The organism is Gilliamella sp. B2717 (genome assembly GCF_026536675.1).
In the GTDB taxonomy this organism is placed as follows: Bacteria; Pseudomonadota; Gammaproteobacteria; order Enterobacterales; family Orbaceae; genus Gilliamella; species Gilliamella apicola_I.
In genome coordinates this window covers 21,520-37,094 of record NZ_JAFNNQ010000019.1, presented here as the reverse complement: position 1 = coordinate 37,094, position 15,575 = coordinate 21,520, and the positions used below count along the sequence as shown (strand labels likewise).

General features: G+C 34.4%; 15 protein-coding genes. 11 read left to right on the top strand and 4 right to left on the bottom strand.

Annotated features, from left to right (window positions below):
* Positions 1-253 precede the first annotated feature (253 nt).
* Positions 254-880, top strand: coding sequence for a hypothetical protein (locus J3U35_RS03960; protein ID WP_267359717.1), 627 nt, complete (start codon positions 254-256; stop codon positions 878-880).
* A 357-nt stretch (positions 881-1,237) separates the two neighbouring features.
* Here the strand turns inward: J3U35_RS03960 and J3U35_RS03955 are convergent, their stop codons facing one another.
* Both J3U35_RS03955 and J3U35_RS03950 read right to left on the bottom strand, forming a co-directional pair.
* The gene (locus tag J3U35_RS03955) at positions 1,238-2,092 is read right to left on the bottom strand and encodes a hypothetical protein (protein WP_267350879.1); all 855 of its coding nucleotides are present in this window, start codon (positions 2,090-2,092) and stop codon (positions 1,238-1,240) included.
* A gap of 340 nt (positions 2,093-2,432) precedes the next feature.
* Positions 2,433-2,834, bottom strand: coding sequence for a hypothetical protein (locus J3U35_RS03950; protein WP_267359715.1), 402 nt, complete (start codon positions 2,832-2,834; stop codon positions 2,433-2,435).
* Positions 2,835-3,613: 779 nt separating this feature from the next.
* Between J3U35_RS03950 and J3U35_RS03945 the strand changes: the two genes are divergently transcribed.
* From J3U35_RS03945 to J3U35_RS03930, 4 genes are all read left to right on the top strand, one after another.
* On the top strand, positions 3,614-4,075 hold the full coding sequence (locus J3U35_RS03945) for a hypothetical protein (protein ID WP_267359713.1): 462 nt from the start codon (positions 3,614-3,616) through the stop codon (positions 4,073-4,075).
* Positions 4,076-4,127: 52 nt separating this feature from the next.
* Positions 4,128-4,535: a hypothetical protein gene (locus J3U35_RS03940; RefSeq protein WP_267359711.1), complete on the top strand. Its 408-nt coding sequence runs from the start codon at positions 4,128-4,130 to the stop codon at positions 4,533-4,535.
* 161 nt (positions 4,536-4,696) lie between these two features.
* Positions 4,697-5,416 (top strand): hypothetical protein, encoded by a 720-nt coding sequence (locus J3U35_RS03935; protein ID WP_267359709.1) that lies wholly within the window; start codon positions 4,697-4,699, stop codon positions 5,414-5,416.
* A 118-nt stretch (positions 5,417-5,534) separates the two neighbouring features.
* Positions 5,535-7,127, top strand: coding sequence for an ABC-F family ATPase (locus J3U35_RS03930; protein WP_267359707.1), 1,593 nt, complete (start codon positions 5,535-5,537; stop codon positions 7,125-7,127).
* Between the two features lie 85 nt (positions 7,128-7,212).
* On the opposite strand, the gene J3U35_RS03925 is transcribed toward J3U35_RS03930, so the two are convergent.
* Together J3U35_RS03925 and J3U35_RS03920 are read right to left on the bottom strand one after the other, a co-directional pair.
* The gene (locus J3U35_RS03925; protein ID WP_220217244.1) at positions 7,213-7,548 is read right to left on the bottom strand and encodes a YggL family protein; all 336 of its coding nucleotides are present in this window, start codon (positions 7,546-7,548) and stop codon (positions 7,213-7,215) included.
* Between the two features lie 17 nt (positions 7,549-7,565).
* On the bottom strand, positions 7,566-8,888 hold the full coding sequence (locus J3U35_RS03920; protein WP_267359705.1) for a DEAD/DEAH box helicase: 1,323 nt from the start codon (positions 8,886-8,888) through the stop codon (positions 7,566-7,568).
* 295 nt (positions 8,889-9,183) lie between these two features.
* On the opposite strand from J3U35_RS03920, the gene nikA reads away from it, so the two are divergent.
* From nikA to J3U35_RS03890, 6 genes are read left to right on the top strand one after another with little or no spacing between them, the layout of a single operon-like run.
* Positions 9,184-10,749, top strand: coding sequence for a nickel ABC transporter substrate-binding protein (gene nikA / locus J3U35_RS03915; protein WP_267359703.1), 1,566 nt, complete (start codon positions 9,184-9,186; stop codon positions 10,747-10,749).
* Positions 10,750-10,773: 24 nt separating this feature from the next.
* On the top strand, positions 10,774-11,718 hold the full coding sequence (opp1B, locus tag J3U35_RS03910; RefSeq protein ID WP_220217247.1) for a nickel/cobalt ABC transporter permease: 945 nt from the start codon (positions 10,774-10,776) through the stop codon (positions 11,716-11,718).
* Entirely contained in the window at positions 11,715-12,548 is an 834-nt protein-coding gene (gene opp1C / locus J3U35_RS03905) for a nickel/cobalt ABC transporter permease (RefSeq protein ID WP_267359701.1), read from the top strand. Before opp1B ends, opp1C begins: the two co-directional genes overlap by 4 nt.
* Complete coding sequence (locus J3U35_RS03900; RefSeq protein ID WP_267359699.1) at positions 12,541-13,407, top strand: ABC transporter ATP-binding protein; 867 nt, start codon at positions 12,541-12,543, stop codon at positions 13,405-13,407. The genes opp1C and J3U35_RS03900 overlap by 8 nt, the downstream gene beginning before the upstream one ends.
* A complete protein-coding gene (locus J3U35_RS03895) occupies positions 13,408-14,187 on the top strand; it encodes an ABC transporter ATP-binding protein (protein ID WP_267359697.1) in 780 nt (259 codons plus the stop codon).
* Positions 14,188-14,190: 3 nt separating this feature from the next.
* The gene (locus tag J3U35_RS03890; RefSeq protein WP_267359695.1) at positions 14,191-15,516 is read left to right on the top strand and encodes an MATE family efflux transporter; all 1,326 of its coding nucleotides are present in this window, start codon (positions 14,191-14,193) and stop codon (positions 15,514-15,516) included.
* The last annotated feature ends 59 nt before the right edge of the window (positions 15,517-15,575 follow it).

Sequence of the window (15,575 nt, the reverse complement as noted above, 5' to 3'; positions counted from 1 at the left end):
AAGGCAAACTTTTGTACACAGAAACCTATAAAGACGGTGAGCTTGTCGAACGCAAATTTGTGGATAAAGAAATCGATGAATTGAAGTAACGATAGTGTATGAAACAACCGGTAATTTTACTTATCACCTTTATTAATATAAACGCTGGTAAACAAGCTCAAATAAAATAGCCGTTTAAAAAAATAGAACAAATGGATCAAAGAATATATAAAATATCATAAACAAAGTTCTAATCGATAAGATAGATAGAGAAATGAAAAATAAAATAAGTTACTTTTTTATTATAGTATTGCTATGTAGTTGTAGTAATAAACAATTAAATCAAGAAAATGTGGAAGTTAGTTTCTTTAATGAAAAAAAGAATATACATGAAACGGCTAAAACAACGTCACCCATTATAGAAGATGATGATTCCGAAAATACTTATATTTTGGATACTTTTGATATTTTTTCTCATAAAATATTTTTGCAATCCGACGTTTTTTTAAATTCCCAGAATAGCTATGAAAGAGTTTTTGAAATCTCTTTGATAAATAAATTGGATTATGTCATTGTCGAAATACAAAACACCATAGGCGTAAGCGCTTATCAATTATTTATTCGAGAAAGAAATAACAAATTAGAAATCTTCAAACAAACTGGTTGGGATCGTATCCTTTTTACATTTGAAATAGCAAAGGATGATTATGATTCTGCAAATGCAAGCTTGATCTGCTTAAGTCAAAAAATAAAACCAATAAATGACATCATAAAAATCCCTGATGATTTACATTTTACCAATGAAAATACCAAAGACTGCTTTGCCTGCCCACGACAATATTCTACTGAAGAGTGTTTACAAAAAAAACAATCGGGTGAAAAATTTGTCTGGAAAGAATAAGAGGAAAGAGATATCACATATTTCTAATCCATGTAATGAATTAAATGAGAAACACATCATCAAAACAACCACGTGAATGTTGACTTGATAATGTTGTTCTTATTCATTGCTATGCTTTTAAGTCTGAAAATATTTTACTTAAAAGCTAAACTAGCAAAAAAATAATAGTCACGTTTTCTTTTTGGCATAGTCTAATACTTTTTGAAAAACGCCTTTCATATTTTGAACTTGAAGGAAGATTTCTTTTGAAAGTTCTGTTCCGTTTAGTTTTGCGTTGGCATATTTTGCAGCATTATCAATATAACTTTTCGCTGTTTTATCCGTTACTCCTCCCTAACAACATAAATTTTCTGCTTACTATTTCTTTACTGGGTAATAATCTAGTCCTTTTATATTATTATTTTTTAAAAGTTGATATAGCTTTTGCGATACAAAGACTTCTTTATAATTGGCATGACCGGAACCAAAATTTTCTTGAGATACAAAAAAATCAAAATTTCCAGGATGATTTTCAAAAGACGGAAAAAATCCTTTATTGTTTAAATGAAACCTAGTCATTTCCCACTCTGGGATATGTGTTTTCTCATCTATATTATTATCATTTATATTTAATTTAGATGAGGATATTCCTTGTGGTAACAATTGAACTACTGTAACTAGAGGTTTTTGATTACCATACCCAATTACACTTTTGCTTTGTATATTTAGTGGTTTAAATATATTTTCATAAATTGAAGGTGTAGTAAAAAATGTATCTTCAAGCCAATATATTGTTCCTATACCTTTTTTATTCCATTTAGGTTCGCTTAATAATGAGATACTTCCAATTTGCTTTCCTCTAATAATTCCAAAATTTTCACTTCTTTTTGTTATTTCAAATACGTTCTTTAAATAAGGAAAAACATTAAAAGGAAATTTTTCCAATTCATCATTTCCATCTAAGTCTTCTGGTTGAGGATATCCCAATATTTTACTAGACTCAATTGATAAATAATCGGCATTAATTCTTTCGTTTTCTGAAAATTCTGTTTTGACAACAGAAACATAGTATTTATAGTTGCTTCCGAATATGGATTGAAGTTGCTCGTTCATTTCGTCATTTTCATAGAATGTAAAAGCATCACATCCCACATCGACATAAATATTTATATTTTTTAATTGAGAAACTTCTTTTAAGGAAAAATTTTTAAAAAATCGATATTTTATTTTCATATTGATTAAATCCATGTATCAATTTTTTTAAACTTTTTCTATTATCCTTTCATAGGATAATAATTTAAACCTTTAATATTGTTAATTTTTAATATGTTATAAAGTTTTTTTGAAATTATTGTATTTCTTTGAGTTAATCCTCCTGTACCAAAATACTCATGCGTATAAAAAAAATCAAATTCACCGGGTGAAGAATCAAAAGATGGATAATAAGAATCATTTCTTAATACATATTTATCAATATCTCAATTTACAATATGTGTTTTTTCTTTGATTTGAGTTTTATTAATAATTAAATGAGATTTACTAATCCCTTGTTGAACTATTTGTACAACATTTTCTAATTTTGTTTGAGTTTTTTAATTGATAACTGGCAAATATTTAACGGTCTAAATATTTTTTCAAAAACTTCGGGTTTTACAAAAAAAGCATCTTCAATGTTATTTGTCCATGCAATTTCATTTCCTCTCCAATTAGGTTCATTTTCTAAAGAATAATAGCCGATTTGATTTCCTCTTAATATTCCAAATTGTTTGTCAGTATTAATTATTTCAAAGACACCTTTGTAATAAGGGTATATATCAAATGGATATTCGTATTCATCTACAATAGATTCATCATCTGGTTTTGCATATCCCAACATTTTATTTGCATATATATTTAAATACGGGGCTAATGATCTATCTTTTTCTGAAAAATAACCTTTCTTTTGAGCAACATTATCCCAATCCTTATTCAACATATTTTTTATTGGTTCAAAATTTTGATTATTTTCCTCGATTTCAAATGAATCCCACCCTTCTCCTACATTAATTCATAATTTTTCTAATTTACTTTGTTCTTCTTTATTAAAATTTTTAACAATTCTATATTTTATCTTCATAGTTCTAAACTTTTTAATTTTCTGGTTAATTTTTATATAATTCTCTTGCGAAATTTCCAACTTCTTTAAATGATGGCTTAATAATACCATAAGGAAATTTCTTCCTCCATGCACTAGTGAATGTTTGGTGTTCTTCTTTTGTTGATAGAATAGAAAGCATTTATCTATTTTTTAGGAGGTTTAAAGATATTTGCAAATCTTTTTTCAAAAAGAAAGTAATATTGACGCTTTAAAAATAGCGCTTGATTATTATCATTGGGAATTAAAACACTATCAATTTGAAAAAAGGCCAGTTTGACAGGAGTATCAAGCCATTGCCGATAAAAAAGCCCCTAAAAAAGTGAAAGTTGTTTATATAGAAAACTTTCCAGGTATTTTACCAAGGGATGAAAAAAATATGTTCATATTTTATCTAACTCAATTAGATAATAAATGGTATTTAACAATTCTAGATTTTTATACTATGGATTGCAGTGCGTAAAATGCGGGATAATAAAAAAATGTATTCACAAAAATTGTTATTATTCAGCATAATTGATAGTTAAATATCCACATTAAATGAAAAATAAACAATTCAATATTACCTGAAATAAGGTATACTCTTGCCATAAGATGTGATAAACGCAACGAAAAGATTGATGAAATATTTATTATATATAACATTACTTATTTTTAGCCTTTCCTGTGTGGGTACAACTATAAAACCAATCCCTATTGCGAATAAACTAAAAATTACCGATCAAATAGAATTAATCTTCTTAACTTATAATGAAGAATTCAATCTTTATTCAGATCCAAGATTAATTAAAAATGGGGTTACATCTAAAATCAAAGGATATGATGATGATGACCAATATACCGGTATTGACTCAATAAATATTAAAATATCTGAAAATAAACATTATGTTAAAATGGATGCGATTATCAAAGGTTATGTTGAAATATCAGACAATGAGCGATGGCTACACGAAAACTATCAATGTGTCATTATCGATATCAAAAAATCAAAAGTTGTCTGGTCTGGGGTGCAAAAGTGTGACGGAGAGTGGAAAGGTAATCAATGGATAAGTCATGAACAAGTCGAATTTAATGGCAAATAAAGTTTAAGTTCGAAAGAAGATAAACAGCTAAAAAACATGGAAAATTTAAAAGATGAGTAATTTCAAAAAAAATTTATATTTACTAGTCGCAATAGTATTCATTTCATGTTCATGTAATTCAAGTTTGGCTGACGAAAATAAACGCGATTTTAGTCAAACTTTATCCAATGACAAAGCCTTATGTCAAAAACCGATAAAAGAATACTTTCCAAAAGGAACATTAAAATTATCAGGTTGCCAAGGGATTTATAATGGAACAGGAATCCAAGTTGGATTATGGAACAAATATAATGAAAAAGGCGAATTGATCGAAACGGCGTATTACCACCCCGACGAGTTTGGAAAAGACTACAAAATCATTACGCAATATGAAAAAAATAAAATCATCTCGAAAAAAATATACAACTTTGATGATTTGTACGAAGTTGAGTTAAAAAAACTTTCAACTATACCTAAATAATAATTCAATGCTTGGATATTAGTCCAATCAATAGATTAATCTTAATATAAAAGCATGATAAAAAATAACAATGTAGATTGGAAATAATGAATAAAATTTTAATACTAATAACAAGCCTATTAATAACCTTCTCGTGCCAAGCACAAGATGAGATAACCAATATGACTAAGTCATGTCATGATTTAAAATTTCGAAATCTCATTTATTACCAAATGTGTTTAGATTGGCATTTAAGTGCAAATGATATTCTAGAGATTACGCAAAATAAGCACGAAGAATATTTACCCGATGATGTTAATTTTGAACATTATTATGGTTTTACCCCTGATGGTATCTATATTAAAGCTGAATTAACCAAAAATAATAAACTTTATGATATCCTGTTAGGTTCGCAATCATGGTTTTTACTTACCGATAAGCACACTGAACAATCACAACTATATTCTTACCGAGATCCTAAACATTCCCGATACTTTCTAGGGGACTTTGTCACCGAAGCATTAGTCGAACAACATCCTGAGTTAGAAGAACGATACAAACAACATTATCAATCAGCAATTAATACTATTTTGCAATATCAACCAACGACCTTAAAAGATTTTAATGGTCATTATAGTTCGACTTATTTAACACTTACTATTCATGATACTAAGATTAAACTTAATACGCTTGATTACGATTTACCGTTATACCTAAAAAACGACGTCAGTCTTTGCGCCTATCAAGGATTAGCAAAAGAACAAACCCAAGGCAATTTTATCTTTAACCTGTTTATTAAGGATAAAAGATATTATTTTCAATCACCTAACTTTATGGATAATAAGATCATTGAAGTTCATAATTATCCTACAGCCCTTATAGACTCACTTCAATACTATTAGGATCCTCAAAAGGTTTAAACTATGGCATAATGTGCGTTAAATCACATTTTTTAACTTTAACTTATAAGGTATTAAAAGCATCAAGTTAAAGCGTTAATCATTTAGAGAGTATAGATCAGTGTTAAGTACAAATAACATCACCATGCAATTTGGTAGTAAACCGCTATTTGAAAATATTTCGGTTAAATTTGGGAACGGCAATCGTTATGGGCTTATTGGCGCCAATGGTAGCGGTAAGTCAACGTTTATGAAGATCATTGGTGGCGATTTGGTGCCAACTTCGGGTAATGTGGCGTTAGATCCTCATGAAAGATTAGGTAAATTACGTCAAGATCAGTTCGCTTTTGAATCCTTTACCGTGTTAGATACGGTGATTATGGGGCATACTGAGTTGTGGGAAATCAAGCAAGAACGTGATCGGATCTATTCTTTACCGGAAATGAGTGAAGAAGATGGTTTTAAAGTGGCTGATTTAGAAACCCAATACGCCGAAATGGATGGTTATAGTGCCGAGTCTCGTGCTGGCGAACTATTGCTAGGGGTCGGCATTCCCATTGAACAGCATTATGGTCTAATGAGTGAAATTGCCCCTGGTTGGAAGCTACGTGTGTTATTAGCCCAAGCGCTCTTTTCGAATCCCGATATTTTATTACTGGACGAGCCAACCAATAACTTAGATATTGATACCATCCGTTGGTTAGAAGATACACTTAATGAGCGTGAAAGTACCATGATTATTATTTCGCATGATCGCCATTTTTTAAATATGGTTTGTACCCATATGGCAGATCTTGATTATGGTGAATTGCGTATTTATCCGGGTAATTACGATGATTATATGACGGCATCAACACAAGCCCGAGAGCGTTTATTAGCGGATAACGCTAAGAAGAAAGCACAAATCAGTGAACTGCAATCTTTTGTTAGTCGTTTTAGTGCCAATGCGTCGAAGTCTAAACAAGCGACATCTCGAGCCAGACAGATTGAGAAAATTAAACTGGAGGAAGTGAAAGCATCTAGCCGTCAAAATCCATTTATACGCTTTGAGCAAGATAAAAAATTGTTCCGTAATGCCTTAGTCGTTGAGAATTTGACCAAAGGCTTTGATAATGGCCCTTTGTTTAATAATCTTAATTTAATGGTTGAAGTCGGCGAGAAGGTCGCCATTTTAGGTACCAATGGGATTGGTAAAACCACTTTAATTAAAACCTTAATGGGAGAACTAACGCCTGAGCAAGGCGAGATTAAATGGTCAGAAAATGCCAATATTGGTTACTATGCTCAAGATCATGAATACGAATTTGATGAAGAATTAACCGTGTTCGATTGGATGAGCCAATGGAAGCAACCTACTGATGATGAACAAGCTGTACGAAGTGTTTTAGGTCGCTTATTATTTTCGCAAGATGATATTAAGAAGAAGGTTAAAGTGCTGTCGGGTGGTGAAAAAGGACGGATGTTATTTGGTAAATTGATGATGCAAAAACCCAATATCATTGTCATGGACGAACCGACTAACCATTTAGATATGGAATCGATCGAGTCGCTCAATATGGCGTTAGAACTTTATCAAGGTACCCTATTTTTTGTTTCGCATGACCGTGAGTTTGTCAGTTCGTTAGCGACTCGTATTGTCGAAATTACACCTGAAAAAGTGATTGATTATACTGGTAATTATGAAGATTATTTACGTAGTCAAGGAATCGAATAATTAGTTAAATGAATTGCAAACAAATAGCCACAATTGTGGCTATTGAATTATTAAGCTAACTTAATCAAATATGGTTTAAAATCGATTAGAAATCTAATTCATCCCACCAAATATCAATTAACGGGCTGACTTTGATATTTTTTAAACCATGACTTTCCAACCATTTTGTCACAATGTCCCGATGCGCTTCGGTACAATTGCCGAGTTTTTGAGTACAGACAATGCCTTTCCAATTTAGATAGCCACTTCCTTCATATGCTAAACCATTTGGTTGGATAGCTTCGAGAATGAACTGATCAACAATGTTATCTAAGGTTTCTTCACTTGTTCCTTCGTCAAAAGACCAACTGACAGTAAAACCTAACTCTTTAAACTCTTCAATATGTAATTTTTTACGTAAACGTCGACTGCGATTTACCATGATAATATCCTTCTATTTTAATGAGTATGACTTTGTTTATTATTTGTGTTAGCGTATTTTTTTGTTCGGTTAACACCACCACGCTTATTGGGTTGATTAGACCGATTTTGCGTGTTGTGATCGTTTTTCGATAGCAGTTTTTTAGGTGAAGATTTTGTTTTCGGCTCAGCTTTAATGGTTGGGTCAACGGCAAAACCTTCTGTATGAATTTCGGGTATTGGTTTTTTGATCAACTTTTCAATGGCTTTTAATTGTGGCAGTTCGTCAATACAGACTAATGAAATCGCCTGCCCTTGATTTTGCGCTCGCCCTGTTCGACCAATTCGATGCACGTAATCTTCAGCAACCTGCGGTAAGTCATAATTAACCACATAAGGCAATAGTTCAATATCCAATCCTCTGGCTGCAATGTCGGTGGCGACTAATGCCCGAATTTGTCCGGATTTAAAATCGGCTAAGGCTTTGGTGCGGGCGCCTTGGCTTTTGTTACCGTGAATAGCTGAAGCTTTAATTCCGTCTTTAGTGAGTTGCTCGGCTAAATGGTTAGCGCCGTACTTAGTGCGAGTAAAAATTAGTACTTGTTGCCATTGGTTTTTACCAATTAAGTACGATAGTAATTCCCGTTTACGACGTTTATCTACTCGATGAACATATTGGGTAATTTGTGTTGATGTACTGTTGGTTCTGGCAACAGCAACCGTTTCAGGGGAATGTAAAATCGTTTCCGCCAGTGTTTTTATCTCATCTGAAAACGTTGCTGAAAACATTAAATTTTGACGTTTTTTAGGTAATTTTGCTATCACTCGCCGTATATCATGAATAAAACCCATATCTAACATGCGATCGGCTTCGTCTAAAACCAGCACTTTAACCGTTGCAAGATCAACAGCATTTTGGTGGACTAAATCGAGTAACCGTCCGGGTGTCGCGATCAGAATATCCACACCACCACGCAACTTCATCATTTGGGGATTAATGCTTACGCCACCAAAAACAACTAATGAACGAATTGCTAAATGACGGCTGTAATCACGAATGTTTTCACCAATTTGCGCAGCAAGTTCACGAGTTGGCGCTAAAATTAACGCATAAAGGGGGCGTTTCTTCTTTTTTGTTTCGGGGCGATTTGCCGTTTTGGCTTGTTGTTCAATCAGCTTTTGCAAAATTGGCAAACCAAAACCTGCGGTTTTACCAGTGCCCGTTTGTGCACTTGCCATAAGGTCTTTTCCCGATAAGATTACCGGAATGGCTTGCTGTTGAATGGGTGTAGGCTGAGTGTAGTGTTGTTCTTGTAGTGCTTTTAAAATCTTGGCATCTAAACCAAGAGAGTCAAATGACATGAAATGTTTCCTAAATAAACAAAAATTAAATTTTCGTTAGTTATTATAAAGCAATTCTATTACTTTTGTTTGATTATTTATTATCCCTGTTAATTAGATTGCGATGAAATCGTTCTGTTAAGATTTGTTTTAACAAAATTTCGTAAGTTTTTTGCTAAAAAATAGACTAGATGATATTTATTATCATTTGCATCTGTGCTACTATTCTTGCGCTAAAAATCGTTGTATTTACGACATTTTTGACACTATTTCCATCAATGATTTTTTTTAAAAACTTTTGCATAACGGATTGCCCATGATAGTACATTTCAACCGCACCAAAAAATGGTTAATGGTTTTCGCATTAGCCTCAGCTAGCCTTAATTGTTTCGCTAAAGATGATATCACTTTTGCTAATTTTCGCGATATTCGTGATCTAAACCCTCACCTCTATTCTGGTGAGATGTGGGCTCAAAATATGCTGTATGAATCTTTAGTCCATTATAACGAAGATGGCTCCTTTTCACCTTGGCTTGCGGAAAGCTGGACAATCAGTAATGAAGGAAAAACCTATACGTTCAAACTTCGACAAGATGTGACATTTAGCGACGGTACTAAATTCGATGCGCATAGCGCTAAATTAAATTGGGATGCCGTACTTTCAAATAAAGATCGTCATACTTGGCTTGAAATGGTGCGTTTAATTACCGATATTAAAGCGCTTGATGATTATACCCTACAAGTCAATCTGTCTGAACCTTACTATCCATTTTTGATTGAGATTGCCGTTACCCGCCCTATGCGTTTTATATCGCCTAATGCCATGAAAAATGGTGAAACCAAAAATGGCGTTAATTCTTATATTGGTACGGGGCCTTATGTGTTAAGTGAACATAAGAAAGATCAGTATGCTATTTTTACAGCCAATCCCACTTATTGGGGAAATAAACCACAACTTAAAACCGTAACTATGAAGGTGATTGCGGATAATCAAAGCCGTTTGATGGCACTTGAAAAAGGTGAAATCGATCTGATTTATGGCAAAAATATGGTAGATGCCGATTCTTTCGAGCGTTTTTCGAAAATGGATAAGTTTCAGACATTGATGTCTAAACCTGTTTCAAGCCGTATCGTGTTGATGAATACGACTCGCCCGGCATTGAGTGATGTTACTGTGCGTCAGGCAATTGAGCATATTATTAATAAAAATGATATTTCAGAAGGAATTTTTAATCACAGTGAAGCACCGGCTGATACCCTAATGGCGACTAATATCCCTTATGCCAATATTGGATTAAAACCTTATCAATACGATACTAAATTAGCACAACAACTTTTGGATAAAACAGGTTGGACAAAAGCCAACGGTCAACAATACCGCCAAAAAGACGGCAAACCGTTCGAAATCACCCTGTATTATGATAGTAATACTGCTTCACAAAAAACCATCGCCCAATATATGCAAGACGAATTTGAACAAGTTGGATTAAAACTGAATATTCATGGTGAAGAAGAACAAGGCTATCGTGACCGCCAAAAAGCGGGTGATTTTGATATGGTATTCGATATTTCTTGGGGTACGCCTTATGATCCGCAATCCTTTTTATCCGGTATGAAATTACCAGTATATGGGGATTATATGGCTCAACAAGGCTTAAAAGAAAAGCCTCAAATTGATGCCAGCATTAGCAAAGCATTGATTTCAACAGACGAGCAAGAACGCCAAGCCCTATATCGTTATGTGCTTGAGACATTGCATAAACAAGCGGTCTATATTCCTTTAACTTATGAACGCAATCGAGCTATTGCTATTAAATCTCTTAAAGGCATTGAGTTTGCTCCATCACAATTTGATATTCCTTTTGAGAAAATGCACTATTAATTGCGTTATAGTTAGTTAGTCATAATGTTACATTATATTTTTAAACGTTTATTGATGATGATACCGATTTTGATCGGTATCTCGTTTATTGCCTTTTTGCTGATCAACCTTGCCCCTTCTGATCCTGCTGAAGTTGCTTTACGCTTAAATGAGATTATGCCAACGCCTGTAGCCATCGAAAGTATGCGCCAAGAGTTGGGATTAAATGAGCCCTTTTGGTCTCGATATTTTAGTTGGTTATATCATGCTTTTCATCTGGATTTTGGACGTTCATTCGTTCATCGGGATCGATTAGTTTGGGATGAAATGATTCGTTGTTTAACCCCAACTTTACTTTTGGCTGTGTCATCATTTGTTCTTACTTTATTCGTTAGCTTAGTGCTAGGCGTGTTATGTGCTATTTTTGCTAACTCAGTCTTCGATCATGTTGTTCGAATCCTCATTTTTATTGGTACCGCCATGCCTAGTTATTGGCTTGGTTTGCTGTGTATTTGGTTTTTTGCTAATTATTTAGATCTGTTACCAACAAATGGTTATGGCACATGGCAAAATCTTATTCTACCAACAATAACTTTATCTTTTGTTTATATTGCTACTTATATTCGCTTTATTCGTAATAATATGCTGGAAAATATGCAGAATTACTTTGTATTTTATGCACGTAGTCGAGGATTAAAGGAACGGGCGATTATTTTAAAACATGTCTTAGTTAATTCATTACATACCACCATTACCGCACTGGGTATGACAATTCCACAATTGATTGCCGGTTCGTTTGTTGTGGAATATATCTTTTCATGGCCGGGACTTGGGCGCTTATGTATAGCCGCTATCATGAATCGAGACTATCCTGTTATTCAAGCTTATATTTTAGTTATGGCGATTTTATTTGTCGTGTGTAATTTTATTGTTGATGTGGTGCATCAATGGCTGGATCCTCGATTACAAAATAGTGGGGATTTAGCATGAGTTTAGCAAGACAGTTGATGAAAAATAAAATGGCATTATGCTGTTTGATGATTATCACCATCATCATTCTATTGGGTATTTTTGCGCCCTATATTGCCCCATTTGATCCAAATAAAGTTCGTATTGTCCGCAAATATGCCAGTATCTCAACTGAACATTGGCTAGGCTGTGATCATTTAGGTCGAGATATCTTTTCTCGTTTACTTTATGGAATCCGTTCGACCCTCTTTTTATCCTTACTAACCATGACAATTACCATTATCGTCGGTTCAATCATCGGGCTAATTTCAGGCTACCAACGAGGCAAACTTGATGAAGTTATTATGCGCCTTTGCGATATTATGCTCTCCTTCCCTAGTCAAGTCATGATTTTAGCGATTGTCGGAGTGCTAGGTGTGGGGATTGAAAACGTGATTATTGCTAATATCGTGGTGAAATGGGCATGGTACAGCCGAATGATCCGCAGTTCAGTTATTAAATACAGTCGAAAAAATTATATTTTATTTTCACGTGCCATTGGTGCACCACACAGCTTTATTATTCGCCGTCATTTGTTACCTAATATTATGTCGGAATTGGTGGTGTTAGCCACGCTCGATACAGGCTGGGTCATTTTGAATATTTCGGCGCTCTCTTTTATTGGATTGGGCGTGCAAGCACCGACTGCCGAATGGGGATTAATGCTTAGTGAAGCCAAGAATGTAATGATTCAACATCCAATGCAAATGGTCTATCCGGGGATAGCTATTTTAGTCGTCGTGGCGGCTTTTAATCTATTAGGTGACTGTTTGCGAGATATTTTAGATCCGAAGGAAAAAACACATGTGTAACCCCCTGTTAGAGGTTAAAAATCTCACGGTTAACCTTGATAATGGTCAAACGTTATTGGATAACATTTCGTTTAATGTTGAACATCACCAATGTGTAGGCATTGTCGGCGAAAGTGGTAGTGGTAAAAGTTTAACCAGTAAAGCGATCATGGGGTTATTAGAACCCTATTTTAAAGTCGAAGGTCAAATTCTTTTTAATCCTAGACAACCTCAGTTAAATCGACAAGTGAAAGGCGATCTTTTAACCCAATCAGCTGACACACTGCGTCAGATTCGGGGTAACACTATCGCGATCATTTTACAGCATCCAATGAGTGCTTTCGATCCGCTTTATCGTATCGGCAAACAAGTCATCGAAACATTACAAGCACACCTTCCCTTAAGCAAAAAAGATGCCGTTGCCAAAACACTAACTATGATTAAAGAAATCGGTTTAACTGATCCCAAACAGATTTATAATAAGTATCCTCATCAATTGAGTGGTGGAATGTTACAAAGAATCATGATCGGTATTGCATTAATGCTAAAACCCGAATTGATCATTGCTGATGAACCAACAACCGCTTTAGATTCGATTAGTCAGTTCCATATTCTGAAAATGTTTGAACAAATCAAGCAGCAATCAACTACCGCCATGATTTTTATTTCACACGATTTAGGCGTGATACATCATATTGCCGATCATATTGTCGTCATGCAACAAGGTAAAATTGTTGAACAAGGCTGTCGAGATCAAATCTTTTATCATGCTGAAAATGATTACACCCGTTATCTAATCAGCGCGCGCAAACAGTTATTAGCTAAATTTGATTCGGTGGTTTATCCTAAAATGTTTATTCCGACGTTGGAGAGTGCTTAAATGTCTGCATTATTGCAAGTTGAACAGGTAAGCAAATCCTTTTTACAACCTCATCAAGGTCTGTTTAGTCGCAAGAAGAACAAGGTCATTAATGATGTTTCTTTCTCGTTAAAACAGGGCGAATGTCTGGGTATTATTGGCGAAAGTGGCAGTGGCAAAAGCACACTTGGAAAGCTTATTTTAGGTTTAGAAAAACCCGATACGGGTAAGATCCTATTTAATGGGCAAGATATTGCGAAACGAGCATGGAAATGCTCATCACAGCGACGTAATATTAGCGCTGTGTTTCAAGATTATAACGCTTCGGTGAATCCTTATTTCACGGCTGCTAATATTATTGCTGAACCCCTTGATATTTACGAAAAGTTATCATCGACAGCACGAAAAAAACGAATAGATCAATTACTGGAACAAGTTGGATTAGATCATTCATTCTGTCAGCGGTTTGCTCATGAAATGAGTGGCGGTCAATTGCAACGAATTTGCATAGCCAGAGCGATCGCCTGTCATCCGCAATTTATTTTGTTTGATGAAGCAGTCAGTTCGTTAGATATTTCTGTTCAAACGCAGATTTTATCGTTATTGGCTGATTTACAAAAACAGTTAAATTTAACCAGTATTTTTATTACTCATGATTTAACCACGATTACGTATTTGTGTAATCGAGTGATGTTTTTTTATCAAGGAAGAATTGTAGAACAGGTTGACGATATTGCCCAATTGAGTAATGTCCGTCATGATTATTCCAAACAGCTTCTTGACTCTATATTAGGTTTTTAATCTATGACAACACAATCCGCCGTTAATAAACGTTATCGTTTTAACGATTATTTAGCATTGGTTATCCCTTTTATTATTTCCACTATTACAACCCCATTATTGGGCGTGGTTGATACTGCGTTGGTCGGTCATCTACCCAATCCTGCTTTTATTGCAGGCATTGCCGTTGGTGCGGTGATCTTTAATACTATTTATTGGTTATTTGGTTTTTTACGTGTGAGTACCACCGGATTTGCGGCACAAGCATTAGATGATCCTCTATTACTGCGTTCTTCGTTAATTCGCCCCCTGTTTATTGCGATTGTTTTAGGCATTTTATTTATTGTTTTTCAGCAATTTATTTTTGGTGCTTCAATGCAAATCATCAAGCCGAATCAAGAAGTTAGGCATTACGCAGATATCTATTTTTCGATCTTAATTTGGGGAGCCCCGTTTGTACTGATTAACTATGTGCTGGTTGGTTGGTTAATGGGGATGTCCAAAATAAAAGCCGTGCTGTTTTTGCAAGTGTTGATTAATTTACTCAATATTATTATGGCAGTCATTTTTGTTTGGGGTTTTCATTGGGATATTCAAGGCGTGGCATTTGCAACACTCAGTGCGCAAGTGATTTGTACGTTGTTAGGGATCGGGTTTATTGGTCGCTATTTACCCCAATCACAACAAAAAACGGATTTGAAATCGATCCTTTCTTGGCAGTCATTGAAAGGGGTAATTTTAGTTAATACTAATTTAATGATTCGAACTATTTGCCTGCTAGTTGTAACGAATCATTTTATTTCGATTGGTTCAAGTTTTAGTACTGAAGTATTGGCGGCCAATGCGGTACTGTTTCAAATCCATTACTTAATGGCGTATTTATTTGATGGTTTTGCTAATGCGTCAAGTGTATTTAGTGGTAAAGCTAAAGGCACCCAAAATATGGCGTTATACCAACAAACCTTGCGTTGGTCACTGCAAGCGTGTGTGATTTGTCCGGTGATATTAATTGCAATCTGGTTTGCTTTTGACACCACGATAATCCGATTATTAACCAATCAAAATGACATCATTAATCTTTGTCTACAATACCATTATTGGTTAGTTATTTTTCCGGTTGTGGTTGCTGGTGGATTGATCTATTACGGGGTGTTTTCAGGCATCAGTTATACATCTTCTATTCGTGATTCTATGATCCTTGCCCTTTTACTTTGGTTAATCGCTCAATCTATTTTTGTACCAATATGGGGCAATAACGGGTTGTGGTTTTCCTATATTTTATTTAGTTTAGGACGCACACTCTTTTTAGTGATTTGGATTAATCGATCGAAACAATATCTTATGCGTTGATTTAATCAAATCAGCAGTAAATAGAATTCATTCTGTTTGCTGTTTGTTGTTTGCTAAAG